The organism is Aeromonas sp. 2MA4, assembly GCF_029237305.1.
GTDB classification, from domain to species: domain Bacteria; phylum Pseudomonadota; class Gammaproteobacteria; order Enterobacterales; family Aeromonadaceae; genus Aeromonas; species Aeromonas salmonicida.
On sequence record NZ_JAACFY010000011.1, the window covers coordinates 67,681 to 91,106 of the forward strand.

Sequence of the window (23,426 nt, forward strand, 5' to 3'; positions counted from 1 at the left end):
CTCACACTCCTTGTGTTGCCCAAGCCTCAGGCTGAGGCGATAAAAACATGCGTGATCAACAGCTTGTCGATCTCGGGCAGGCAGGTGCCGCAGTTGCTGCCGCAGCCGAGCAGGGCCTGCAGCCCCGCCAGCTCGCTCACCCCCTGCCGGGTGATGGCGTCGACGATGCGCTGCTCCGACACCCGCAGACAGGAGCAGACCAGTCGACTATCTCCGGCCAGGGCCGCGCTCAGGGTCTGGCTCAGGGCCCCCGCCTGCAAGGGCGTACCGAGCAGGCTGGCCAGCAGATCGACCTTGATGTCAGGGCGCCGCTCCCCCACCAGCAGCAGGCCGTCGATGCGATCCTGCGCCAGCGCAACCGCAAGCCAGCCCTGTTTGAGCGGCAGCCGCAGCCAGCGGCCCGCCGCTCCCAGCCGCTGCCACAGCGCCTGCGGCTCCTCCGACCAGGAGGCCAGCAGGGTGCAGTTGCCTTCGGGCAGGGGGCGCCTGGCCCACCAGTCCACCGCCTCCCCCCAGGGCTGCTGACCCAGCCAGAGCCCTTGCCAGCGGGTCGGCTGCGGCTCGACCATCACCCGCCCCTGCTTGAACATGGGCTGACCCGAGAGGGGATCCACCACGGCGGCGATGAGGCGGTTGACCGCCCCCTGGCTGCACTGGCTGTCGGTCCAGTGCATGGGCAGGAAAGCGTCCCCTTCCCTCAACCCCTCGTCCACCCCGACGAGTAGTCGCGCTTCACCGAGATCATTGCTCAATCGCACCAGATCCCCCTCGGCCAGCCCGAGCGCCAGCAGGCAGGCGGCGCCAACCCGCAGCTTGGGCCAGGGTTCGGCTTCCTGCAGGCGGGGTACGTGGCCGGTGCGAGTCATGGTGTGCCACTGATCCCGCAGCCGGCCCGTGTTAAGTAACAAAGAGCCGAGCAACAACGAGTGGAGCCGCGAGGGGATGGCCCCCGCCGGCGCAGCAACGACGACAGGTTCGGGGGGAAAGTGCTGGGCCAACGGCAGCAGACGGGCCCGCCCATCCGGCGTGGAGAAGACCCCATCCTCGAACAGGCGGGCGCGGCCACTGGGCCAGGCGGCATTGACCGGCCAGCTCAGGGGCTCCAGCGCCTCGAACTCGGCCCGACTGAGGTGGGCCAGCCCCGAGATGTCGAACTGGCGGGCCCCCTCGTTCTCAAACCCCGACAGGGCCGCGTGTTCGCTGAAGATGTCGTGCTCATCCTCATAGGCAAAGCCCTCGCCAAAGCCGAGCCGGCGAGCCAGCTGGGTCAGCGCCCACCAATCGGGCCTGGCCTCCCCCGGCAGAGGCAGGAAGGCGCGCTGGCGGCTGATGGTGCGCTCCGAGTTGGTGACCGTGCCGCTCTTCTCCCCCCAGGCGGCGGCGGGCAGCAGCAGGTGGGCCAGCCGTGCCGTGTCCGTGTCCGCCGTCACCTCGGAGACCACCAGCAGCTCGCAGCGTGCCAATGCGTCACGCACCCGGTTGCCATCGGGCAGGGAGACAGCCGGGTTGGTGCCGAGCACCCAGAGCGCGCGTATCTCCCCTCGCGCCACCGCCTCGAACAAGGCCACTGCCTTGTGACCCGGCCCGCTCACCATGGTCGGGCTCTGCCAGAAGCGCTGCACCCGGTCGCGCTCGACTTCGCCAAAGCCCATGTGGGCCGCCAGCTGGGTTGCCAGCCCGCCCACCTCACGCCCGCCCATGGCATTCGGTTGCCCCGTCATGGAGAAGGGGGCTGCCCCCGGCTTGCCGATGCGCCCGCACAGCAGGTGGGCGTTGATGATGGCATTGGCCTTGTCCACCCCCTGATTGGACTGGTTGATCCCCTGACAAAAGAGGGTGACTGTCCTGGGGGTGCGGGCAAACAGCTGGTAGAAGCCGAGCAGATCCCCTGGCGCCAGATCGCAGCTTCGAGCCACCGCCTCCAGCTGCCAGGCCGGGTTGTCCAGCGCCGCAGCCAGCTCGGCAAAGCCGCTCACATGGCGTGCCACGTAATCCTTGTCCCAGCCATCGTGATCGAGCAGATAGCGACAGAGGCCATTCCACAGTGCCACATCACTGCCGGGCTTGAGGGCCAGATGCAGATCCCCCTGTTCCGCCGTCATGGTACGACGGGGATCCAGCACCACCAGCTTGAGCTCGGGCCGCCGCGCCCGAGCCTGTTGCAGGCGGCGAAACAGCACAGGGTGGGTCCAGGCGGTGTTGGCCCCCGTGATCACCACCAGATCCGCGAGCTCGAGATCCTCGTAGCAGGCGGGCACCAGATCCTCGCCGAAGGCGCGCTGATGAGCCACCACCGCCGATGACATGCAGAGTCGGGAGTTGGTATCCACGTTGGCACTGCCCAGATAGCCCTTCATCAACTTGTTGGCGACGTAGTAATCCTCGGTAGTGAGCTGCCCCGAGAGGTAGATGCCAATGGCCGCAGGCCCGGATTCGGCCAATATGGCGGTAAAACGGCTGGCCAGGGTATCGAGCGCCAGGTCCCAGCCGATGCGCTGCCCCTGCCAGCGCGGATAGAGCAGGCGGTCGGGGAAATCCAGACTCTCCAGCAGACTGGCCCCCTTGACGCAGAGGGCCCCCGCGTTGGCCGGATGCTGTTCATCCCCCTTCAGCTGCCAGCTCGCGCCCTCACGGCTCAGCCGGATGCCGCACCCTACTCCACAATAGGCACAGGTGGTGTTCATTCCCTCGCTCCTTGTCGCCAGGCAGCCCGTTCAGTCGCGGGTCGCCTCCTTGCCGTGGCCCACAAAAAAGGCGTCCGCCCCTGATGGGGACGGACGCCTTTGTCCAGATAAGCCGAAATCATCTTGTCATGACAGATAACTGCAAACCCTGCGCCAAGATGTCAGCCCCAGTGCCACTGCGACCACACAGGCAAGGTTGCGCCGGGACGGTGCAGCTGCCCCCTTGTTGGGCCCCGCCAGACAAGATGCAGGAGCCCTCCTGCTGGCATCGGCACGCATTCCATGGGCAAAGTACGAGCCAGGGGTATAATGCGGCCGCCACAGAGGAGAGAGAGATGAAAGAGTCGGATTACGGCTGTGAGGGACAAACCAATCCACAGTCACCAACAGAGGACGCATCCCCGTATTGCTGCATCGGACTGGTCAATCCCAAGTCACCGGAGAACGTGGGGGCCGTGATGCGTGCCGCCGGTTGCTACGGGGCGGACGAGGTCTACTACACGGGCAACCGCTTCGAGCTGGCACGCCGTTTTGCTACCGATACCAAGCAGATGGTGGACAAGATCCCTTTGCTCGGGGTCGAAGCTCTGCTGGACTTTGTGCCGACCGGCTGCACCCCTGTGCTGGTGGATCTTATCGAGGGGGCCACCTCGTTGCCAGATTATGTCCACCCTGAGCGTGCCTTCTACATCTTCGGCCCCGAGGATGGCACCCTGGATCCCGCCCGCTTCGCGGCGGTGAAGGAGGTGATCTATGTCCCGACCCAGGGCTGCATGAACCTGGCCGCCTCGGTCAATGTGATCCTCTATGACCGGCTGGCCAAGCGCCTGAGGGCCGGGCAAGACGCACCTCAGCCATAACAGGGTTACTTCTGCACCCGCTGCTCCAACTCCTTGATAAAACCGCGATAGTAATCATGGAGCTGGTAGCGGCGATAGATCTCGGTCAGGGTGCCGCTGCGGATCAGGCGCACCATGCCCTGCTCCCAGAGTTGCTGCAGGCGGGCCCCCCGTTCGGTATCGGCAAAGATGGGGTAGGTCGGGATCCAGCGCAGGAAGGTACGATTCATGTTGGCGGGAATGGAGTCGGCTGAATAGAGCACACCGGCGGTCAGGTAGTAGCGGTAGCGCTCCTTGGCCAGCAGTTGCAACGCCATGTCGTGGCTGTCAATCTCGTGCCAGCGCATTGAGACCGGGATGTACTTGTCGAAGGCCCAGCCCCGTAGCCACAGCACCCCCTGCCCTTTCAGACTGTTTTCACCCAGCCACTGGGGTTGCCACTTCTTGAGCATCAGCACAGTCAGATCGTCGGCAGAGGCGGGATAATCCGGCTGGCGTACGCCGTTGACCTCGTCCCGATAGACCCCCATCGCCATGTCGCCCCCCTTCTGCGCCACCACCGCCAGCGCCCGCTTGTAGGGCACTATGTGCGGGACGACCTCATAGCCATGGGGCTGATAGATGGCGCCGACGATATCCAGATAGATGCCCCGCCCATCGGGCTGGCAGAAACCGGGCCAGTCATCGCAATAGACATGTAAAGGGTCGGCCCTGCCAGGCAAGCAGAACAAGAGAAACAGCAACGAAAGCAGCAGACGAACCATGATTCACAATTTCCTCGGTGGCGATGCGCTCATCGGGCGGATCAGCCTGCGCGATGAGTACACCAAAGCCATACCACATGATATGGAGATCTCGAACCGAATCACCTCTTTTTCCCTGTTTTGCGAGCGAGTCGAGGGTTATTGCCCTCTGAATGGGTATTATTGACAATAAGATTCATTAGTAACCTAACCATAGGGGAGCCTTCATATGCCATCCATCAAAACCCTGCTCTGCCCCGTCGATTTTTCCCAGATGTCCCAGTCAGTGCTCGACTATGCGGTGTTCATGGCCCAGAGCCATCAGGCAGAGCTCAAGCTGATCCATGTGGTGGATCAATTGCATGGTTTCGACAGCTACAAAATCCTGCACATGACCGCCATCGAGATCACCCACGAAATGGAACGCCAGGCCAAGACCCAGTTGAAAGAGCTGGTCGCCACCCTGCCCATTCCCGCCAGCTTCGAAGTACGCTTCGGCCGCGCCGCCGACGAAATCGTCATTCAGGCAAAAGAGGACAAGATTGATCTCGTGGTCATGGGCAGCCATGGCCGTTCCGGCCTCAGCCACCTGCTGGTGGGCAGTGTCGCCGAGTCAGTGGTGCGCCACGCCCCCTGCCCTGTGCTGGTTGTCCGCTAACCCTTCCATCGCCAATCAACGAACTAAGGCCAGCACTCTGCTGGCCTTATCTCTTTCAGAAACGCGCTCAACCGTGGGCGTAGATGACGCTGCCACCCTTGATGGTGTCTATGATGGCTCTGGACAGCTCCTTGGGCAGCGCAGGGCAGCCCCAACTGCGACCCAGTTTGTCATATTTGCGCAGATGCTGCGGGCTGGCATAGCTGGCCCCGTGCACCACAATTGCCCGCTTGCGGGCATTGCAGTTCTTGCCCGGGCTCAGGCCATCGAGACGCAGTGAATAGCCGTGCTTTCCCTGATAGGTCTCGGCGGTGCGATAAACACCGAGGGAACTCTGCCTGGAATTCAGCTGATTGGAAAACTGGCGAGCGGCCAGCTCACCTGAATTGCGACCATGGCTGACCCAGGTGTGATAGAGCAACTTGTGGCGTTTCACGTCGATCACGAACAGTCGGCGCTGGGTCGAGGGCTTGGTGTAATCGATGATGGTGAGGATGGGTTTGCGCTTGTGGTGCACGCTCTGGTAACTGTCGATGGCCTTGCGAAACACCTGCTTGTCGAGCTTGCCTGCCAACCCAAGCTGACGATAGAGATCCTGATCCCAACTGGCATGGCTGCTGGCACTGAAACAGATCGCTCCGAACAGGAGCGGCAAGCTCAACCAGAGCACACCAAATCGCTTTATCCAATCAGTTTGCTTCATCCTTGAATCTGCTCCCGTTTTTGTTGGTAGCGCAGTGTGCAAAATATCGCCACAGCCTGCTGGATAGTTATATGCAAGCCCCTGATGGGGCGCAAGAAAAAAGCACAAAAATGCCGACCATGGTCGGCATCATGCAGTGCGTTCTGGCTGTGCTATCAGGCGCGGATCAGATAGTCCGCCAATCCTACCCATTTGTAGCTGGTCAGCTCGGTCAACCCCATGGGGCCGCGGGCATGCAGCATCTGGGTCGACACCGCCACCTCGGCACCCAGGCCAAACTGGCCACCGTCGGTGAAACGGGTGGAGGCATTGACGTAGACAGCAGCCGAACCGGCGCCGTTCACGAAACGCTCCGCATTGGCGAGATCATTGGTGAGGATGGCATCGGAGTGACCGGCATTGTGCTCGCGCATGTGGGCCAGCGCCTCGTTCACGTCCGCCACCAGCTTGATCCCCAGGGTCAACCCCAGCCACTCGGTATCGAAGTCTTCCGGGCCTGCTTCGCACAGGTTGTCGGCACCAGCCAGCAGTGACATGGCGTTGGGAGCGGCCACCAGGGTCACCTGGCGCTCGTTCATCAGGCGGACCAGCTGCGGCAAGAAGCTCGCCGCAATTTTCTCATGCACCAGCAGGGTATCGAGGGCATTGCAGGCCGAGGGGCGCTGCACCTTGGCATTTTCGATGACCGCCAATGAGCGCACCGGATCGGCACTCTCGTCCACGAAGACATGGCTGATGCCAAAACCACCGATGATGACGGGGATGGAGCTGCTCTCCTTGCACATCTTGTGCAACCCGGCGCCGCCACGGGGGATGATCATGTCCACATAGCGATCGAGACGCAGCAGCTCGCCCACCAGCGCCCGATCCGGATTGTCGATGTACTGTACCGCTTCGGCAGGCAAGCCGGAAGCAGCCAGTGCGGCCTGGATCACCCGCACCAGTTCCAGATTGGAGTGGAAGGTCTCGCGACCGCCACGCAGTATGCTGGCATTGCCTGTCTTGAGGCAGAGACTGGCGATATCTATGGTCACATTGGGGCGCGCCTCGTAAATGACGCCGATGACGCCGATGGGAACCCGACGGCGGGAGAGGCGCAGGCCGTTTTCCAGCACCCGGCAATCTATCTCGGCACCGACCGGATCATCCAGGGTGATCACCTTGCGCACATCGGCCACTATCCCGGCAAGGCGTGCCGGGTTGAGCAGCAAGCGATCCAGCATGGCTTCGGAGAGGCCTGCCTCACGGCCTGCCGCAATATCCTTGTCGTTGGCAGCCAGGATCTGGCTGCTGCGTGCTTCCAGCTCGTCGGCAATGGCAGCCAGCGCACGGTTTTTCTGCGCCGTACTGATGGTCGCCAGCTGATAGGCGGCTTCACGGGCCGCCTGCCCCATTTTTTCCAGACTCATAACCTAATCCCTTTGTCTCTCGACTCTGGGTACCACCCTGGAGCAGTACCATATCGTCTCTGCGAATGGACCATTTATCCCGTTCTATCGAACGGCCTTAGAGCAGTACCATATCATCTCTGTGAATGGCCACGGCCCCATAGCCGTAACCCAATACCTGCTCGATGCTGTCCGAATGCACGCCGCGCAGCTTGTTGAGCTCGACGTGATCATAGCGACAGATGCCCCGCGCCAGCTCGACGCCTTTGGGATCGAGAATGCGCACCACGTCGCCCCGGACGAAGTCGCCCTTCACGGAGACTATGCCCTTGGGCAGCAGGCTGGAGCCTTTGTCCTGCATGGCGGCAACAGCGCCTTGATCGACCTGGACTTCACCGTGCGGGGGCGGACCGGCCAAAATCCAGCTCTTGCGTCCTTCCAGCGGGGAAGCGAGCGCCGGGAACAGGGTACCGATACGCTCACCTCTGGCGAGACGACCGATCACCTCAGGCATCTGGCCGGTAGCGATCACCACCTTGACCCCGGCACGGCGCGCCACGTCGGCCGCCTGCAGCTTGGTCGCCATGCCGCCAGTGCCGAGCCCGCCGACACTGCCCCCCGCCAACTTGCGCAGCGTGTCGTCTATGGTCTGCACCTCTTCTATCAATTGTGCATCAGGGTTGCTGCGCGGATCGGCGGTGAACAAACCCGTCTGATCGGTCAGCAGGATCAGCAGATCGGCATCAGCCAGGATGGCGGCACGAGCCGAGAGGTTGTCGTTGTCTCCCACCTTGATCTCGGCGGTTGCCACGGCGTCGTTCTCGTTGATGACGGGAATGATGCGATGATCGAGCAGGGTACGCAGCGTATCGCGAGCGTTGAGGTAACGCTCCCTGTCCTCCAGATCGGCGCGGGTCAGCAACATCTGACCGATATGCAGCCCATAGAGATTGAACAAGTCCTGCCATACCCGGATGAGCTGGGTCTGGCCTACCGCCGCCAGCATCTGTTTGTTGGGCAGAGTCGGCGCCAGCGGAGGGTGGCCCAGATGTTCACGCCCGGCAGCAATGGCCCCCGAGGTGACCACCACGACTCTATGGCCGTGACGATGCAAGGCGGCACACTGTCTGACCAGCTCCACCATGTGGGCACGGTTAAGCTGGGAGGATCCCCCTGTGAGCACGCTGGTGCCCAGTTTGACGACTATGGTTCTGTTTTCCATGGGAGCAAGAAGGCTGAAAAATTAGGAATCCCTTTATACCCACGGCCCTGTTGCCCTGCAAGGCAATTAAGCCCGCGAGCTGTACTCGGATAAAGGAAGGGGCCAGACATGGTTGCCTTGCAACAGGGACTAAAGAGAGAGTGTGTGAGTGGAGGAAAGCAGTGCGGAAAAGATGGCCCTGCGAGTGAATGGACAACTCGCAGGGCACAAGATCATCAGGCGGCGGTGACCGCCAGCTCGTTGGTCACCTGCTCGGCAGGGGCCAGCTGGCACTCCAGCAAGGTGAGCTTGTCACTGATGAGCTTGTAGAAGCGGTTGAGGGTTCGCTCGACTTCTGCCTGGTGCTTCTTGGGCAGCGGTTTGTTGATCCACTCCCCTTCTGCATTGTAGAAACCGACCTGATAGTGATAACTGAAGCTGCGATCCTGCTGTTCCAGCACCAGCCACCAGCCCCAGAACTCCCGCTTGTCCGGTGCCGGCTTGGCACTGACACAGACGGAAAGACAGTCGAAACGGTAACGGCCCTCTTCACACAGGTCCTCACGTAAATAGGGGCCGATCGCGGCAAACTGCCTCAGCAGTCGCTTGTAGGTCACTCTTTCTGACATGTTAACCTCCCTGTTGAACAAGCCACATCACCTGGGTGACGTTATGTTTTTAGCGCTAAATCATGTGCATAGGTGTTTTTTAAGCCAGTCGATCATCTCTTTCAACGCCTCGTCGTACACCTCCAGCAAGGGTTGTTTGTCGAACACCACCGCCTTGCCATTGTGGCTGGCGGCTGCCAACGCCCGTACATCTTGCTCGGGGCAAATAAAATCCTTCTTGTGTCCGATACTTAATATCGGCACGGAAGTGCGAGTCCCCAGTAATCCTTGCGTCTTGAGTGAAAATACCTGGCACTTGGTGCGCAGCAACTCCCACTGAGCCGCATCGGCCCCAAGGCGGTTCGCCAGTCCGTCGCGCATCATGCGCGGGCAGCGGGCAAACATCTCCTGATTGGTGAACACCTGATTGACGCCGGCACCGATGCAGACGACGGTTCTGAGTTTGAAAGGTTCGATGAAGGCCAACCGTGCCGCCACATTGCCCGCCAGACGAAAGCCCACCATGGCGATGCGCTGATGATCGACCCAGGCAACCTCGGAAAGATGGTTCAACACTGCCTGATGCAGGCGACTGGTGTCCTGCACCAGCGGCCAGTGTTCGGCATAGCCGATGCCCGGCATATCCAGCGACAACATGCCGATGCCGTTGGGTTCCAGATACTTGAGGTAAAGGCTGAGGAAATCGACCTGCAAGGAGTCTATGCCACCGCTGACGATGACCAGAGGCACGGGTTTGTCGATGGTCGGCAGATGCAGATAGCCCTGAATGCTCTTGCCACGAAATGGCACCTGTATCTCTTTGAGGGGGACCTTGAACAGACGTCCCGCCTCGCGGTAAGCCATGTTGCAGAGCAGCTGAGCCTGATCGGCCAGCTCGTCATTCTTGAGATGGGGATAGCTGGCGATGGAGTAGTAACGTACCGCCTTGAGCAGATCTTTGAGGGCTGTCGCCGAGTCACCTTGCTCCGCGAGTGCCCGCCCCTGCTTGAAGTAACTGCCAGCCAGCAGACTCCACTCGTAGATCCAGTTTCCGGGCACATATCCCTTGATGGTATCCAGGTAACGCTCGTGGGTGCGCTCACCCTTTCCCATGGCGATGCAGGCCAGGGTCTGTTCCACTTCGACCGGATCCGCCCCCTGCCAGGCCCAGGTGGGTCGGCGCAGCAGACGATACCAGTGTGACGACATGGAGCCGTCGATAAAGGTCTCGTCCAGATTGGCATCTTGCTCTTCCACCGGGCTGCTGTTGGAGATTTCAGACGTCTCCAGCACCTTCTTTACCCGGGTGAAAAGCTTTTCGGTCAGATTAAGGTCATCATTCAAGTCCAAAGCAATTACTCATACTGTCAGGCAGTGGTCCCATCTTAACCACTTTTCACGCCAGGCAGCCAGTTACACCACAAAAAAACAGGGCTCCGGATGGGAGCCCTGTATGGTGATTACTCTTCGTCGCAGATTGGATGGGCGAATTCCAGCGCCATATCCCATGGCTGCTCAATCCAGGTGTCTTGCGGAATGGCGACCTCGAAATCATCCACCAGCGGCTCACCCATCGGTTTGGCGAAGATGGTGATGAACTTGGCTTTGGGATAGAGATCGCGGATTGCCTTGGCTGTGCCGCCGGTATCCACCAGATCGTCCACCACCAACCAGCCTTCACCATCACCTGCGGTGGTGGCAGCCTTCACCACCACCAGATCACGCTGGTTGTTGTGGTCATAGCTGGAGATGCACAGGGTTTCGACATTACGGATGCCAAGTTCGCGAGCCATCAGCGCGGCGGGCACCAGACCACCACGGCTAACCGCTATGATCCCTTTCCACTGGCTGACAGGCAGTTGACGACGGGCCAGACGGCGCGCTTCACGTTGCAGGTTATCCCATGAGACGTAGAATTTTTTTGGCATGTTATCGATCTCGAAGAGTTATATAAAACAATTACTTAAAAAATAATCGCCTCGCGTTCACGCGCGGCTGAGTCAATGCTGGCGCCTCTGTCTCCCGAATTCGGCTTGCACGTTGGCTGCCTCAGGGCTGGAACCTCGGCAGCAAAAACGGATTCAATGAAAGCGGGATGGGCATAGCTGGCGGCCATGTCGTTTGGAGGAAAGACCCCAGACAGGCTGTTGGGCCGGGATGATAGCACCGTTTGCGGATAAATTGACTGGCAAACGTATGCGAAATGCAGGAAAAAACTGCATCATCCCGCTCGCGCTATCCGTCTTTGGCTTGCCACACGCGCTGCATAACCAGACGCTGGCGCCAATTGCAGATAAAAAAATAGCAGGGGGAGGATAGATTCCTCGCTCACCTGCTGCTGCATCTTGCGTGTTGCCCCTGTGGGGCACCCCTGGCTTAGCGGTAAGCGAAGGGATTCGGGTAGCTATAACCCTGGGTATAAAGTGATTGGGCAAACCAATAGGTTGAATTGCTGCCGGACATAGTAAAACTCCTGATTGCTTAACAAGTTACGTACCTTTAATGCGGGCTCAAATCCTTGAACAGATACTCGGTTCCATGGAGGCGCACTTGCTTTGCTTCGGTTCCCTGGAGGCACTCCTCGTCATCCTGACGGGTGGCGAACCACGGTCACTAATTTACCAGCCGGCGCCATAAACACAATGTTTTTGTGATGTGCGTCACATAATTTCTTTTGTGCTGGGTCTGGTCACTCACACATCGGCTGCACGCTGTGAAGCGCCAGATTGTCAGCACAAGTCGCCCGCAATTTGCGCTGTTCGCTCACATTTTTGTGTGATTGACTGTATTATCGTTATCCTCTTCCCCGGCCCGTTGATGGGGCCCAATCATTTTCCTTGCTGGTAAGGAGTCCCGACGTGGCACAGCTTAGTTCTCTCTCTCCCAAACTGATTTGGCATTTCTTCGAGCAGATCTGCTCCATTCCCCACCCTTCCAAGCACGAAGCCCGCTTAAGCGCCTGGATAATGCAGTGGGCCCAAGAGGAAGGTCTGGCAGTCAAGCAAGATGCTGTGGGCAACATCATCATCAAAAAGCCGGCCACCCCCGGGATGGAGAACCGCAAGGGTGTGGTGCTGCAAGCCCATATCGACATGGTGCCCCAGGCCAACGCCGACACCCGGCATGATTTCACCCAAGATCCCATCGATGCCTATATAGACGGTGACTGGGTGACGGCCCGCGGTACCACCCTCGGTGCCGACAACGGCATGGGCATGGCCGGCTGCTTGGCCGTACTGGCCGACAAGGGCCTCAAGCATGGCCCGCTGGAAGTGCTGCTGACCACGGACGAAGAGACCGGCATGACGGGCGCATTCGGACTGGAAGCGGGCTGGCTGGAAGGCGAAATTCTGCTCAACACCGACTCGGAAGAGGATGGTGAGGTCTACATGGGTTGCGCCGGTGGCGTGGATGCCAATATTCGCTTCCCGCTGGAGCTGGTAGCCACTACCGAAGGTGAAGGGTTTGAATTGCAGGTGAAGGGGCTGCGTGGCGGTCATTCCGGCGTTGACATCCACCGCGGTCGTGGCAACGCCAACAAGCTGCTGGTACGCCTGCTCAAGGCTGCCGAGCCACTGGGCGTGCGTCTGGCCGAGATCCATGGCGGCACCCTGCGCAACGCCATTCCGCGTGAAGCCCGTGCCAAGCTGCTGGTGCCCACTGCTCACGTCAATGAATTCAAGGCCCTGGTCGATCGCTACGCCGGTATCTACCAGAGCGAACTGACCGCCACCGAAGCCAACCTGACAGTGCTGCTCACGGCTCAAGACAAGCCGGCCAGACTGATGAGCGAGACCCTGCAGGCCCGTCTGCTGGACGCCCTGATGGCCTGCCCGAACGGCGTTATCCGCATGAGCGATGCCATCCCGGGCGTCACCGAGACCTCCACCAACCTGGGCGTCATCAAGACGCTCGAAGGTGAGATCTATGTGCAGTGCCTGATCCGCTCCCTCATCGACTCCGGTCGCGAGAGCGTCGAGCAGATGACTCGCTCCCTGTTCAATCTGGCCGGTGCCAGCTGCGAATTTACCGGTGCTTATCCTGGCTGGGCGCCGGATGTGGACTCCCCCGTCATGGCACTAGTACGCAACAGCTACCAGACCCTGTTCGGCGAGATGCCCAACGTCATGGTGATCCACGCTGGCCTGGAGTGCGGCCTGTTCAAGAGCGCCTACCCGGACTGGGACATGGTCTCCTTCGGTCCGACCATTCGTGGCGCCCACTCACCGGACGAGAAGGTACATATCCCGGCTGTCGAGCGCTTCTGGCAGCTGCTGGTCCATGTGCTGGAACAGATCCCGGCCAAGTAAACCTGCAAGCTCATCAGCGGGAGTCGGCCTCTGATCTTTCGCAGAATAGGTTGAGCCCGCTGCCCCCTATGAGTTATACCCCGCCCAGTGCGGGGTATTTTTTTGCAACCGTCACCTGCCGTGCCAGCACACTCCCGAGGAGCTGGATCGGAACATCTCCCCCCCCCCTTCTTTGATCCACCCACCCTTCATCTGCTTGAGCATCCCAATACCGCCATCCGGCGATGCATGTCTCTGAAACCGTCTCCATGAACAGAACTGGGTTTGAAAACCTTTTCCATGATTTATGTAACTTTACCACTCAAAAAGTTGATCCATATCACATAAGGCCATAGGATCGAATTGTGACTCAGGTCACAAAAAAACAATTAGATAACAGAGCGATGAGGTGAATATATGTTTGAGAACCTGGCAGTATTGTTCCACCTTAAGGGTGCAACCAGCAAAAAAGGCGCCGTAGAGAAAGACACCTACGCCCCGTCAACCCGTGAGTACTACTTCCGTTACGGTGCCTGATGCATCAGGGAAGTACATTAAAAGTAGTAAAATTACACACATTATAATCCGTACAACAGCCACCCCCTGTCGGGGCCGCTGTCCTGCCCTGGCCAGATGTTCCACGGCCAAACCTGAACTCCAACCATGAAGATGGGGCCCACAGGCCCCATTTTTTTATTGCTTCTCTTCCCTGCCTTCCAGCTGTGACGCCGGCAGCGACATCACACCGCCTTTCCCAACGGCACCGCCTCAGCCACCGGCAAGGGGGTGTGGCAAGCTACCTCATGGGCATCCCCATCACAAATCTGCAGGCTCGGTGCCGTATTGCGGCACAGATCCGTGGCATGGGGGCAGCGTTGATGAAAGTGGCAACCGCTGGGCGGCGATATGGGAGAAGGTACATCGCCGGTCAGCAGGATGCGCTGGTTGCGACGTCGCGGATCCGGTACCGGAATGGCCGAGATCAGCGCCTGGGTATAGGGATGGTGAGGGGACAGGTAGAGGGTTTGCGCATCCGCCAGCTCGACAATCCTTCCTAAATACATGACGGCAATGCGATCCGAGATGTGTTTCACCACCGACAGGTCGTGGGCGATGAAGATGATGGCGAGGTTCATCTCCCGCTGCAGGTTGAGCAACAGATTGACGATTTGGGACTGCACCGACACATCAAGGGCCGATACGGCCTCGTCGCACACCAGCAGCTTGGGCTTGAGGGCGATGGCGCGGGCGATGCCGATGCGCTGACGCTGGCCGCCGGAGAACTCGTGCGGGTAGCGATCCACCGCACTTTTCGGCAAACCGACCTTGTCCAGCAGCGCCAATACCCATTCTCGCCGCTGCTGGCTGTCGCCCTTGCCGTGGATGATGAAGGGCTCTTCCAGGATCTGGCCCACCGTATGGCGGCTATTGAGGGATTCTGCAGGATCCTGAAACACCATCTGCATCTCCTGGCGCAGGGAACGCATCTCTCTGGGCGAGAGCTGGGTGATATCCCGTCCCTCGAAACTGATGGTGCCGGCAGTCGGCTCGAACAGCTTGAGCAGGGAACGACCCAGGGTGGACTTGCCACAACCTGACTCCCCTACCAGCCCAAGCGTCTCCCCCTGTTTCAGATCGAAACTGATGCCATCCACCGCATAAACGGTGTAGTGCTTGCGCAAAAAGCCACCGCCCAGCCGAAAATGCTGTTTCAAATCCCGCACGGATAAAAGCGTGTTCATACGGCCAGCTCCTTCCAATGGTGACAGGCAACCCCATGGCGGGGATTGAGCTGTTCGGTCGCCGGAATGGCGATCACACAGAGCTCGGTGGCGTGTGGGCAGCGATTGGAAAAACGACACCCGGCCGGCATCTCGTGCAGGGCGGGCACCTGACCCTTGATGGTCTTTAGCAGGCTCTTGGGCACATCTTCCAGCCGAGGGATTGAGCTCATCAGACCATGAGTATAGGGATGGCGCGGACTGTCAAACAGCTCAAAGACATCGGCCTGCTCCACCGCCCGGCCGGCGTACATCACCACCACCTCGTCGCACAGCTCCGCCACCACACCAAGGTCGTGAGTGATGAAAATGATGGCCATGCCCGTCTGGGCCTGCAGCTCTTTCATCAGCTCCAGGATCTGGGCCTGGATGGTCACATCCAGCGCCGTGGTTGGCTCGTCACAGATGAGCAGGTCCGGCTCGCAAGAGAGCGCCATGGCAATCATCACCCGCTGACGCATACCACCCGACAGATTGTGGGGGTAGACGGCAAAGCGCTGGGTTGGCTCAGGTATGCCCACCTTTTGCAGCATGGCGATAGCCGCTTCCTTGCGCTGGACCTTGCTGTACTCAGGCCTGTGGAGGCGAAACACTTCCATCAGCTGATCACCGACCGTCTGCACAGGGTTCAGCGCCGTCATCGGCTCCTGAAAGATCATCGAGATGCGGTTGCCGCGCACCTTGTACATCTGATCCGGTGCCAGAGTGAGCAGCTCCTCCCCCTGAAAGCGGATGGAACCGGCTACTACCTGGCCATGGGGTTTGGGCAGCAGCCCCATGATGGCGAGGGAGGTGACACTCTTGCCACAGCCGGACTCGCCGACAATCCCCAGAGTCTGACCTGGGGCCACCTTGAAGCTGACCCCGTCGAGTACTTTTATCTTGCCGTCGTCGACGGCGAACTCCACCTCGAGATCGCTTACCTCAAGAATCGAGGCTTGGGTGTTGGGCATAACTGCAGCTCCCTTCGCAATGGTCTGAATATCAATGACGTGCATAGGTCTTGTCGAGCAGGTTGATGGGCGCCAGCGCCTCTCCTGCCTCCTTGGCTTTCAGGGTCTCTTCCTTCACCTTGGGATCGAGCCAGAGCAGGCCGCCGCTGCTGTGGGGGTAGCCATCCATGGGCCAGTAGAGCAGATCCGGGGTATTTCTGGTGGCAGGCACCTCGGGCAGCATCACATGGCGCCAGCTGCTGGCCCGCACATAGTTGAGCTGCACCCCGGGCACGAAAATGGCGAGATCATAGATGCGCTGCTGGATCTGACGGGAAATCCCGGCCCGCTTGGCCATGTCGAACTCTATGTTGTAAGCGTCGATCAGAGTGTCGAGCTCCTTGTCAGCCACGTTGAACAAGTTGTTGGTCTGGGGCTTGTTGGCGTTGGCCGAATGGAAGGATTCCCAATACTGGGGATAGAGACCACCGCCGCCCCAACCGAGCCAGGCTGCCTCGTGTTTCTTCTCCAGCATCACCTTGAAGCCGGTGGCGCCATCCACCAGATTGAGCTCCAGATCCAGGCCCGCCTTCTTGGCTTCCTCTTTGAGCACAGTCAGTCGCTTGGAATGCTCCTGGGTGGTATAGGTGAGCGCCAGGGTCAGCCGCTCGCCCTTGTCGTTTTGCAAGATGCCGTCCGGCCCCTGCTGGCCATAGCCGCCCTTGGCGAAGTACTCCCGTGCCTTGGTGATATCATAAGCCCGGCTTGGCAGTGACATGTCGGTAAAGTCACCGAAACCCGAGCCGAAAGTGGTCGCCCTGTCATAATCGCCACGCAGTACCGTCTCGATCATCTTGTCGAGGTTCATGGCATGCTGAATGCCAAGGCGCACATTCACGTCCGACAGTTTGGGGTTACTGACATTCAGGTGTACCCCCTGCCCCCCCTGCTTGGTATCGGTCATGGCCATCACCTTTTGCACGTACCCCTTTTTGTACTCTGGGGTGACCGCTTTTTCATGCCACCAGTTGGGCAGGATCATCTCGAAGGTATCGAGCTCCCCCTTCAGAAAGTGGCGAAACGCTATGTTGTGATCCCGGATCACCTGCACCTTGATGGTGTCGATATTGAATCTGTGCTGGTTGAAACGATCGTCTTTGGCCCACCAGTCTTGCTGCTTGCTGAAGGTGATGGACTTGCCCTTCTTGACCTCGCTCATCACATAGGGACCCGTGGTCGGGACCACGGCCCAGTTGTACTGTTTCACCCAGTTGGGCGTGAGCTTGTAGTAATGCTTGGGCTGAGGCCACAGCTCAGTGGTGTTGAGCAGGTCCAGCTTGGCCTTGCGGCTGCCCGCCTTGACCAGAATGGTGTGGGCATCAATTTTGTCTACCGCCACCACTTCCGTGGTGTAGTAGTTGTTGAACCAAGGCCCTTTGATGTGTTTGGAGCGCATCATCTCGTAGCCGAAGGTGTAGTCATCGGCGGTAACCGGCTTGCCATCGGACCACTTGGCACGCGGATCCAGCTTGAAATAGACGGTCTGGCTGTCTGGTGCTATGGCCCAATGAGTCGCCAGCGATGGTATGGGATTGCCGGTATTGGGGTGAAAACTGATGAGTCGCAGCTGGTTATCCAGAATATAGGAGCGGAACGAACCATTGGAGTCCGGCCCCACGGTGCGAAACGTCAGGGGAAAGCTGTCGACAAACATGGTGATGGCACCACCGGGCAGCGCCTTGGGAGACGCGAATGTCGGGTCAGTATCATTGGTCTCCCACTTGAGATCTGCGGGCAGACTGGCGGCCCAACCCCAGGATCCGTTCACCAGTAGAAAAAGAGCACCTATCCATTTGATTTTATTGTTCATGTTTGACTTCCAAGTCTAGCCCCTGCACTGGGGGTCTTGATTGATAACGGGTTTATCCCTTGCTCCCGGGTCCGCCTGTGGTGGCAGCCCGCCCTTCATTAATGACTGTTCGTAGCCAGCGTATACCAACGCGATGTGGCGCCGACTTCGTCACTGATAACGGGTAAATTTGCGCGGGTCGAACGCTTCGCGGATCGCCTCACCGATAAAGGAGACCATGATCAGCACCAGACTTACCGCCGCCACCACTGAGCTCACAATCCAGATGGCATCCAGATTGTTGATGCCCTGGGAGAGCAATTCACCCCAGCTTGGGGTCGGCGGCGCCAGGCCAAAGCCCAGATAATCCAGCGCCGTCAGGGTGGAAATGTTGCCCACCACGGCAAACGGCGCCAGGGTGACGATCATCATCAGGGTATTGGGCAGTATGTGGTTGAAGATGATGCGTTTGGTGGTGGCTCCCTGGGCCCGCGCCGCCATTACATAGTCTCGCGCTCGCTCCTTGTAGGTGAGGGTGCGCATGTACCAGGTGATCCCCATCCAGCCGAACAGCACGTTGATGCCGACAAAGAGGCCGAAGTTGGGCTTGGCCAGCGACACCAGGATCATGATGACGTAGAGAAACGGCACCTGGGACCAGATCTCGATGAAGCGTTGCAGGATGAGATCAAAGCGCCCGCCGAGGAACCCCATCATGCAGCCTATGGTCACCCCTATGGCGTAACTGGCCGCCAGAGCGATAAAGGCAAAGCCGATGGCGATGCGAAAACCGTACACCAGCCGCGCCAGCACATCGCGACCGCTGGTGTCGGTGCCAAGGAAGTGGCGCTCCGCCACACTGGGAGCGTAAGGGGGATAGGCATCCTCCTTGAAATCCTGCTCATAGGGGTTCCAGGGCACCAGCGGCAGCAGTACCCAGTCGCCTTTGCCTTGTGCTGCGAACTTGGCCTTGAGCTGGCGGTAATTGGTCTCGTACTCGTAATCTAGCCCGAACTGCTGGCCCGGGATCACATCACCGTAAGTGGGAAAGTGGAGCTGACCCTGATAGCTCACCATCAGTGCCCGGCTGTTGACCAGCAGCTCCGCCAGCAGGGAGAGCACCACCAGGGCAGTGAAGATGACAAACGAGTAGAAACCGCGCTTGATCGACTTGAAGCGCTTGAGTTTTTTCAGCGTAACCGGGTTGAGATTCATGGTTATTCTCCAAACCGCACGCGGGGGTCAACAAGGGCCACACAGATATCGGAAACGACATGGCGTGATATCAGCATCGGCATGACAAGAGAGTTCTGGTTCATGTTCACTCTCCAAACCGCACGCGGGGGTCAACAAAAGCGACACAGATATCGGAAACGATATTGCCCACCAGCATCAACATGGAGGTGATGGCCAGAATGCCCATGACGGTGGGGTAATCACGCTCGACGATCGCCTCGTAGCCAAGCAGGCCTATGCCGTCGATGTTGAAGATGGTCTCGATGAGGAAGGAGCCGCCGAAGAAAACAGTCAGCACGCTGCCAAGATGACTGGCAATCGGGATCAGACTGTTGCGCATGGCGTGGTCGGTGACCGCCTTGCGAAACGGCAACCCCTTGGCCACGGCGGTACGCACATAATCCGCCGACAGATTCTCCATCAGGCTGTTTTTCATGGTCATGGTCAGGATGGCGAAATCCCCGATGGCGTAGGCGATGAGCGGCAGCAGGGCATGGGCAAAGACGGTGCGGACCTGATCCCAGCTGCTCTCCATGGATTCAAAGTCGTCCCCCGGAAAACCGCCCATGGGCAGCCACTCCAGATGGAAGGCGAACACTGTGATGAGGAAGATCCCCACCACATAGGCAGGCAGCGCATAGGCCATGTAGATGAGCATTGAGCTTAAAGAGTCAAAGCGGCTGTTATGCCTGAGGGCTTTGGCAACCCCGAGCGGTATTGACACCGCATAGCTGAGCAGAAAGGTCGCCAACCCGAAAAAGGCCGTCACGGGAAGCTTGTCCTTTATCAGATCCCATACTGGCTCGTAGTAGCGGGTCGACTCCCCCAGATCCAGCACAGCCAGCTTCTGCAGCCACTCCCAATAAGCGACCAGCATGGGCTTGTCCAGCCCGTAAAATGCCTTCAACTCCTCGATCTGTTCATCGGAGAGCGCCTGAGCCCCCTTGCTGCCACTGGATCGCCCGGTCTCATTCTGTGAGACCTGAGCCTGCAACAGCATGCGTTCGACCGGGCCGCCCGGCACGAAACGGGTGATGGAGAAGACGAGCAGGGTGATACCGAGAAACGTCGGGATGATCAAAAGCATCCGACGTAAGAAATACGACAGCATGGTGAAACCTCGTCCTTGTTGTTCTTGTGTGGCTAGTCAATTCCGATGACCTGCCTGTCCTTCCTGGCATTACTCACTGGATAGTCTGTTTATTGGCAGACAATCCGCTCGGTCACTGTAAAAGCTCTGCAACAAAAATCAAGTACAAGAAAGGGTAAAACCGATGGAAATGGCCACTTGGTGTAAAAGCCGCAAGAAAATGACGTTTTTTATTTTAAAAAGAAAAATCAAAACAAAACGCTGGCTATCAATTAAATTTTAAAAACAATAAACAGTTGTTTAACTGCTATTAAAGAAAAGCCAACCACATGAATTTAAATGGCTTTAGCTTCCAACCCACCGAACTGAAAACGATATCAACACAACACCTCTATATTGTTCTACGGGTAACTACCAATGGTATCTATCGCCACTAAAATAGTGTTTCCTCCTTTTTTTTCTCATTTTCACAAAACAAGATACAAAGAGACATCAGCATTAATAATAAGTTCATCACTTTTTAGTTAGGCGACACAAAAGGCATTTAACAAAATTTTCACATTGCTTTGAATGTTATTCATAGAATTATTCACTGAGAAAACGCCACAAAAATAACACACTCCTCTTATTGCACTCAGCTTGCACTTGGCGCTCTGCTTTTCCCCTGCTCCATTGACGTCACCAGCCAAAGATTGATAAGCCTTACGCATCGCTCCAACGAGGGCGGTATGGAAGCAAACAAAAAACAACCAGGAAGGATATAAGCGATGCTTAGGAAAAGCAGACTCTCTGCTGCCGTAGCGTTTGCCTTGGCGAGCGCGGCAGTTATGACCACCCCTGTCTTGGCCGAAGAAGGCCAAAACGTCGAAAAGCTGCAAAAAATCAAGGTGACCGGTTCACGTATCTCCCGCGTCGATGTGGAAGGTGCCACCCCGGTTGTCTCCGTCAGCAAGGCCCAGATTGAGCAATCTGGTCAGCAGACAGTGGCTGACTACCTGAAACAAGCCTCCTACAACTCCTTCGGTGGTGTATCCCCCTCCTCCGGCAGCTCTTTCCAATCCCAGGCCAGCGTAGGCCTGCGCGGCCTTGGCTCGGAGCGCACCCTGGTACTGTTGAATGGCAAGCGGGTAGCGGGCTCTCCCACCATGGGTGGCACAGCCATCAATCTCAATACCATCCCCATGGCGGCGGTTGAACGGGTGGAAGTGAACCTGGATGGCGGCTCAGCCATCTATGGCTCCGATGCCATCGGCGGTGTCATCAACGTGGTGCTCAAAGAGGGCTATGAGGGCTTGACCTTCCAGGGCCGTATTGGCAGCCCGACTGAAGAAGGGGGGGATGAGAAGAGTGGCTCCATCGTCGCCGGTGTCGCCAGCGAGAAAGGCTCACTGATGGCAGTCTACGAGCACGACAAGAAAGACGTCATTTACAGCCGAGATCGCGACTATCTCGCCAAACAGGGCAACGACTCTCCCAGCGCCTATGGCCGCAACGTGGAAGGGATCACTGGCCTGGATGGCAATGGCGACCCCATCTGGAAATATGGTCCGCTGGCGGGTGCAACCAATGCAAACGGCACCTGCAAGGAGCCCTTCACCAATTTTGAAGGCGGTTGCAACTTCAACTACGGTCAGGTTGCTGCCACTACGGCCTCCCGCAGCCGTGACACCCTCTATTTGAATGGTCGTTATCATATCAACGACAACGTCGACTTCGTGCCCCAGATCATCGGCTCCCGGGTCGAGAGTTTCGGTCGCTTTGCACCCGCGGCAGGGGTGTTCACCATAGATCCTGCCAACCCGAAAAACGCCAAGTTTTTCACCGACAACGGCCTGGATGCCGCAGCCACTCAGGGCCTGGGCGAGGCGGCCTATGCCTACTATCGCTTCAGCAACGTCGGAACCCGTGACAATCTGGTTACAGACACCACTGGCAGCATGAACCTGGGTTTTGAAGGCACCCTAGCCACCGAGAGCGTCGGTGACATGCAGTGGAACGCCGGTTACATGTACTCCAAGACCGACAACAAGGAGAACGGCACCGGTTATGTACTGAAATCCGCCGCCCAGAAGGCGGTCGAAGATGGCAAGTTCGTCGGTGGCGAGTTTGATGCCTCCACCACTGCCTCCATGGCCGCCGACACCAGTCGCCGCGCCACCATGGACTTCTACCAGTGGTATGCCGGTGTCCAGTGGGACATGGGTGAACTGCCGGCCGGACCGGTCAGCTGGTACGCAGGCGCCGAGTACAACGACTGGGTCTACGCCGACAAGTACGATGCCCAGTCCGAAGCTGGCAACATCATAGGCTCAGCGGGCAACTCGTCCGGTGGCTCTCGTGATGTAACGGCTGCTTATATCGAGTCACTGGTACCCATCACGGATGAGATTGAGCTCAACGTCGCCGGCCGTTACGACAAGTACAGCGACTTTGGCAGCGCCTTCTCGCCCAAAACCAGTCTGCGCTACCAGCCGCTGGACAACCTGATGCTGCGCACCTCCTGGTCCCGTTCGTTCCGCGCTCCCAGCTTGAAAGATCTCTATTCTGCCGACTCCGAGTCTGCCGACTGGGCCAAGGATTATGTCTATTGCGCAGCGAACGGCATTTCGGCTGCGGCATGCCCGAATCAGCAATACACTACCATCCGTACTGCCAACGAGAAGTTGAAGGAAGAGACGGCCGATACCTGGAACTTCGGTGTGGCCTACAGCCCGCTGGATGACCTGAATCTGTCACTGGACTACTACACCATCAAGATCACCGATGTCATCCAGCTGAACTCTCTTCAGTCCATCATCTATGACGAGCTGAACAACGGCAGTTCCAGCAACATAGTGCGTAACAGCCAGGGCAAAATCAAACAGGGCACGGCTCCCATGGTCAACCTGGGCGAGCTGAACACCAGCGGCCTGGACTTCAAGGCGGACTACAAGTACGACCTGAACATGGCGACGGTGCGTTATGACTTCGGTGGTACCTATATCCTGGAGTACAAGGAAGGTCTGTATGCCGGTGGCCCTGTCATCGACAAGATCGGGCAAAACGGCAAGCCACAGCTGCGCTTCAACACGGGTGTCGGTGTCAATGTGCCCCAGTGGTGGAACATGGATACCTACCTGAGCGCCAGCTACATCGACTCCCAGAGCCAGGACTACATCGCCGATACCGGTGCTGAAGTGGGTCACATTGCGTCCCAGACTACCTGGAACCTGAACGTCGGCGTGGAAGCCCCCTGGGATGGCAAGATCCAGGTCGGCGTGAAGAACATGTTCAACGCGGCCCCGTCACTGGAAAGCGATGGTTTCACCTATGACGAAGACGTGTACAGCATCGATGGTCGCATCTACTACCTCGACTACACCCAGAAGTTCTGATCAACCCCGTTGATATAAGACCCAAGCCGGCCCGGTCGGGCCGGCTTTGCC

At 58.5% G+C, this 23,426-nt stretch carries 17 protein-coding genes; 4 read left to right on the forward strand and 13 right to left on the reverse strand.

The window, feature by feature from the left end; genetic code table 11:
• Window positions 1-26 precede the first annotated feature (26 nt).
• Window positions 27-2,684, reverse strand: coding sequence for a nitrate reductase (locus GWQ31_RS12695; RefSeq protein WP_096118725.1), 2,658 nt, complete (start codon window positions 2,682-2,684; stop codon window positions 27-29).
• A gap of 335 nt (window positions 2,685-3,019) precedes the next feature.
• On the opposite strand from GWQ31_RS12695, the gene GWQ31_RS12700 reads away from it, so the two are divergent.
• Window positions 3,020-3,544 carry an RNA methyltransferase gene (locus GWQ31_RS12700; protein ID WP_021139783.1) on the forward strand — a complete coding sequence of 175 codons (525 nt, stop codon included), beginning with the start codon at window positions 3,020-3,022 and terminating at the stop codon, window positions 3,542-3,544.
• A gap of 5 nt (window positions 3,545-3,549) precedes the next feature.
• Here the strand turns inward: GWQ31_RS12700 and GWQ31_RS12705 are convergent, their stop codons facing one another.
• Window positions 3,550-4,287 (reverse strand): hypothetical protein, encoded by a 738-nt coding sequence (locus GWQ31_RS12705; protein ID WP_275909506.1) that lies wholly within the window; start codon window positions 4,285-4,287, stop codon window positions 3,550-3,552.
• A gap of 208 nt (window positions 4,288-4,495) precedes the next feature.
• Between GWQ31_RS12705 and GWQ31_RS12710 the strand changes: the two genes are divergently transcribed.
• Window positions 4,496-4,924 (forward strand): universal stress protein, encoded by a 429-nt coding sequence (locus GWQ31_RS12710; protein ID WP_059168160.1) that lies wholly within the window; start codon window positions 4,496-4,498, stop codon window positions 4,922-4,924.
• A gap of 67 nt (window positions 4,925-4,991) precedes the next feature.
• Here GWQ31_RS12710 and GWQ31_RS12715 read toward each other — a convergent pair whose 3' ends face one another.
• The 6 genes from GWQ31_RS12715 to gpt all read right to left on the reverse strand — a co-directional run bounded on the left by GWQ31_RS12715 (window position 4,992) and on the right by gpt (window position 10,752).
• Window positions 4,992-5,627, reverse strand: a complete 636-nt coding sequence (locus GWQ31_RS12715; RefSeq protein WP_096118729.1) for a murein L,D-transpeptidase catalytic domain family protein — start codon at window positions 5,625-5,627, stop codon at window positions 4,992-4,994.
• A gap of 155 nt (window positions 5,628-5,782) precedes the next feature.
• Window positions 5,783-7,036, reverse strand: coding sequence for a glutamate-5-semialdehyde dehydrogenase (locus GWQ31_RS12720; protein ID WP_275909507.1), 1,254 nt, complete (start codon window positions 7,034-7,036; stop codon window positions 5,783-5,785).
• A gap of 97 nt (window positions 7,037-7,133) precedes the next feature.
• The gene (gene proB, locus GWQ31_RS12725; protein ID WP_011898405.1) at window positions 7,134-8,237 is read right to left on the reverse strand and encodes a glutamate 5-kinase; all 1,104 of its coding nucleotides are present in this window, start codon (window positions 8,235-8,237) and stop codon (window positions 7,134-7,136) included.
• A 215-nt stretch (window positions 8,238-8,452) separates the two neighbouring features.
• Complete coding sequence (gene crl / locus GWQ31_RS12730) at window positions 8,453-8,845, reverse strand: sigma factor-binding protein Crl (RefSeq protein WP_005317854.1); 393 nt, start codon at window positions 8,843-8,845, stop codon at window positions 8,453-8,455.
• Between the two features lie 60 nt (window positions 8,846-8,905).
• Entirely contained in the window at window positions 8,906-10,174 is a 1,269-nt protein-coding gene (gene frsA, locus GWQ31_RS12735) for an esterase FrsA (RefSeq protein ID WP_265420860.1), read from the reverse strand.
• Window positions 10,175-10,284: 110 nt separating this feature from the next.
• Complete coding sequence (gene gpt / locus GWQ31_RS12740) at window positions 10,285-10,752, reverse strand: xanthine phosphoribosyltransferase (protein ID WP_005317860.1); 468 nt, start codon at window positions 10,750-10,752, stop codon at window positions 10,285-10,287.
• Window positions 10,753-11,682: 930 nt separating this feature from the next.
• Here gpt and GWQ31_RS12745 point away from each other — a divergent pair.
• Complete coding sequence (locus GWQ31_RS12745; RefSeq protein ID WP_275909508.1) at window positions 11,683-13,134, forward strand: aminoacyl-histidine dipeptidase; 1,452 nt, start codon at window positions 11,683-11,685, stop codon at window positions 13,132-13,134.
• 719 nt (window positions 13,135-13,853) lie between these two features.
• On the opposite strand, the gene GWQ31_RS12750 is transcribed toward GWQ31_RS12745, so the two are convergent.
• The 5 genes from GWQ31_RS12750 to GWQ31_RS12770 form a co-directional block, all read right to left on the reverse strand.
• The gene (locus tag GWQ31_RS12750) at window positions 13,854-14,855 is read right to left on the reverse strand and encodes a dipeptide ABC transporter ATP-binding protein (protein WP_275909509.1); all 1,002 of its coding nucleotides are present in this window, start codon (window positions 14,853-14,855) and stop codon (window positions 13,854-13,856) included.
• A complete protein-coding gene (locus GWQ31_RS12755; RefSeq protein WP_275909510.1) occupies window positions 14,852-15,847 on the reverse strand; it encodes an ABC transporter ATP-binding protein in 996 nt (331 codons plus the stop codon). Before GWQ31_RS12755 ends, GWQ31_RS12750 begins: the two co-directional genes overlap by 4 nt.
• 31 nt (window positions 15,848-15,878) lie before the next feature.
• Window positions 15,879-17,696, reverse strand: a complete 1,818-nt coding sequence (locus GWQ31_RS12760; RefSeq protein ID WP_275909511.1) for an extracellular solute-binding protein — start codon at window positions 17,694-17,696, stop codon at window positions 15,879-15,881.
• A 150-nt stretch (window positions 17,697-17,846) separates the two neighbouring features.
• A complete protein-coding gene (locus tag GWQ31_RS12765; protein ID WP_275909512.1) occupies window positions 17,847-18,890 on the reverse strand; it encodes an ABC transporter permease subunit in 1,044 nt (347 codons plus the stop codon).
• Window positions 18,891-18,996: 106 nt separating this feature from the next.
• Window positions 18,997-20,022, reverse strand: coding sequence for an ABC transporter permease subunit (locus GWQ31_RS12770; RefSeq protein WP_021139796.1), 1,026 nt, complete (start codon window positions 20,020-20,022; stop codon window positions 18,997-18,999).
• Between the two features lie 746 nt (window positions 20,023-20,768).
• Here GWQ31_RS12770 and GWQ31_RS12775 point away from each other — a divergent pair.
• Window positions 20,769-23,375, forward strand: coding sequence for a TonB-dependent receptor (locus GWQ31_RS12775; RefSeq protein WP_275909513.1), 2,607 nt, complete (start codon window positions 20,769-20,771; stop codon window positions 23,373-23,375).
• The last annotated feature ends 51 nt before the right edge of the window (window positions 23,376-23,426 follow it).

Bases quoted from the DNA above. Each gene is read 5' to 3' on its own strand.
- GWQ31_RS12775 (WP_275909513.1), top strand. From the start codon at position 20,769: ATGCTTAGGAAAAGCAGACTCTCTGCTGCCGTAGCGTTTGCCTTGGCG.
- GWQ31_RS12695 (WP_096118725.1), bottom strand. From the start codon at position 2,684: ATGAACACCACCTGTGCCTATTGTGGAGTAGGGTGCGGCATCCGGCTG.
- GWQ31_RS12710 (WP_059168160.1), top strand. From the start codon at position 4,496: ATGCCATCCATCAAAACCCTGCTCTGCCCCGTCGATTTTTCCCAGATG.
- GWQ31_RS12720 (WP_275909507.1), bottom strand. From the start codon at position 7,036: ATGAGTCTGGAAAAAATGGGGCAGGCGGCCCGTGAAGCCGCCTATCAG.
- gpt (WP_005317860.1), bottom strand. From the start codon at position 10,752: ATGCCAAAAAAATTCTACGTCTCATGGGATAACCTGCAACGTGAAGCG.
- GWQ31_RS12715 (WP_096118729.1), bottom strand. From the start codon at position 5,627: ATGAAGCAAACTGATTGGATAAAGCGATTTGGTGTGCTCTGGTTGAGC.
- GWQ31_RS12700 (WP_021139783.1), top strand. From the start codon at position 3,020: ATGAAAGAGTCGGATTACGGCTGTGAGGGACAAACCAATCCACAGTCA.
- GWQ31_RS12755 (WP_275909510.1), bottom strand. From the start codon at position 15,847: ATGCCCAACACCCAAGCCTCGATTCTTGAGGTAAGCGATCTCGAGGTG.
- proB (WP_011898405.1), bottom strand. From the start codon at position 8,237: ATGGAAAACAGAACCATAGTCGTCAAACTGGGCACCAGCGTGCTCACA.
- GWQ31_RS12770 (WP_021139796.1), bottom strand. From the start codon at position 20,022: ATGCTGTCGTATTTCTTACGTCGGATGCTTTTGATCATCCCGACGTTT.
- GWQ31_RS12705 (WP_275909506.1), bottom strand. From the start codon at position 4,287: ATGGTTCGTCTGCTGCTTTCGTTGCTGTTTCTCTTGTTCTGCTTGCCT.
- GWQ31_RS12750 (WP_275909509.1), bottom strand. From the start codon at position 14,855: ATGAACACGCTTTTATCCGTGCGGGATTTGAAACAGCATTTTCGGCTG.
- crl (WP_005317854.1), bottom strand. From the start codon at position 8,845: ATGTCAGAAAGAGTGACCTACAAGCGACTGCTGAGGCAGTTTGCCGCG.
- GWQ31_RS12760 (WP_275909511.1), bottom strand. From the start codon at position 17,696: ATGAACAATAAAATCAAATGGATAGGTGCTCTTTTTCTACTGGTGAAC.
- GWQ31_RS12765 (WP_275909512.1), bottom strand. From the start codon at position 18,890: ATGAATCTCAACCCGGTTACGCTGAAAAAACTCAAGCGCTTCAAGTCG.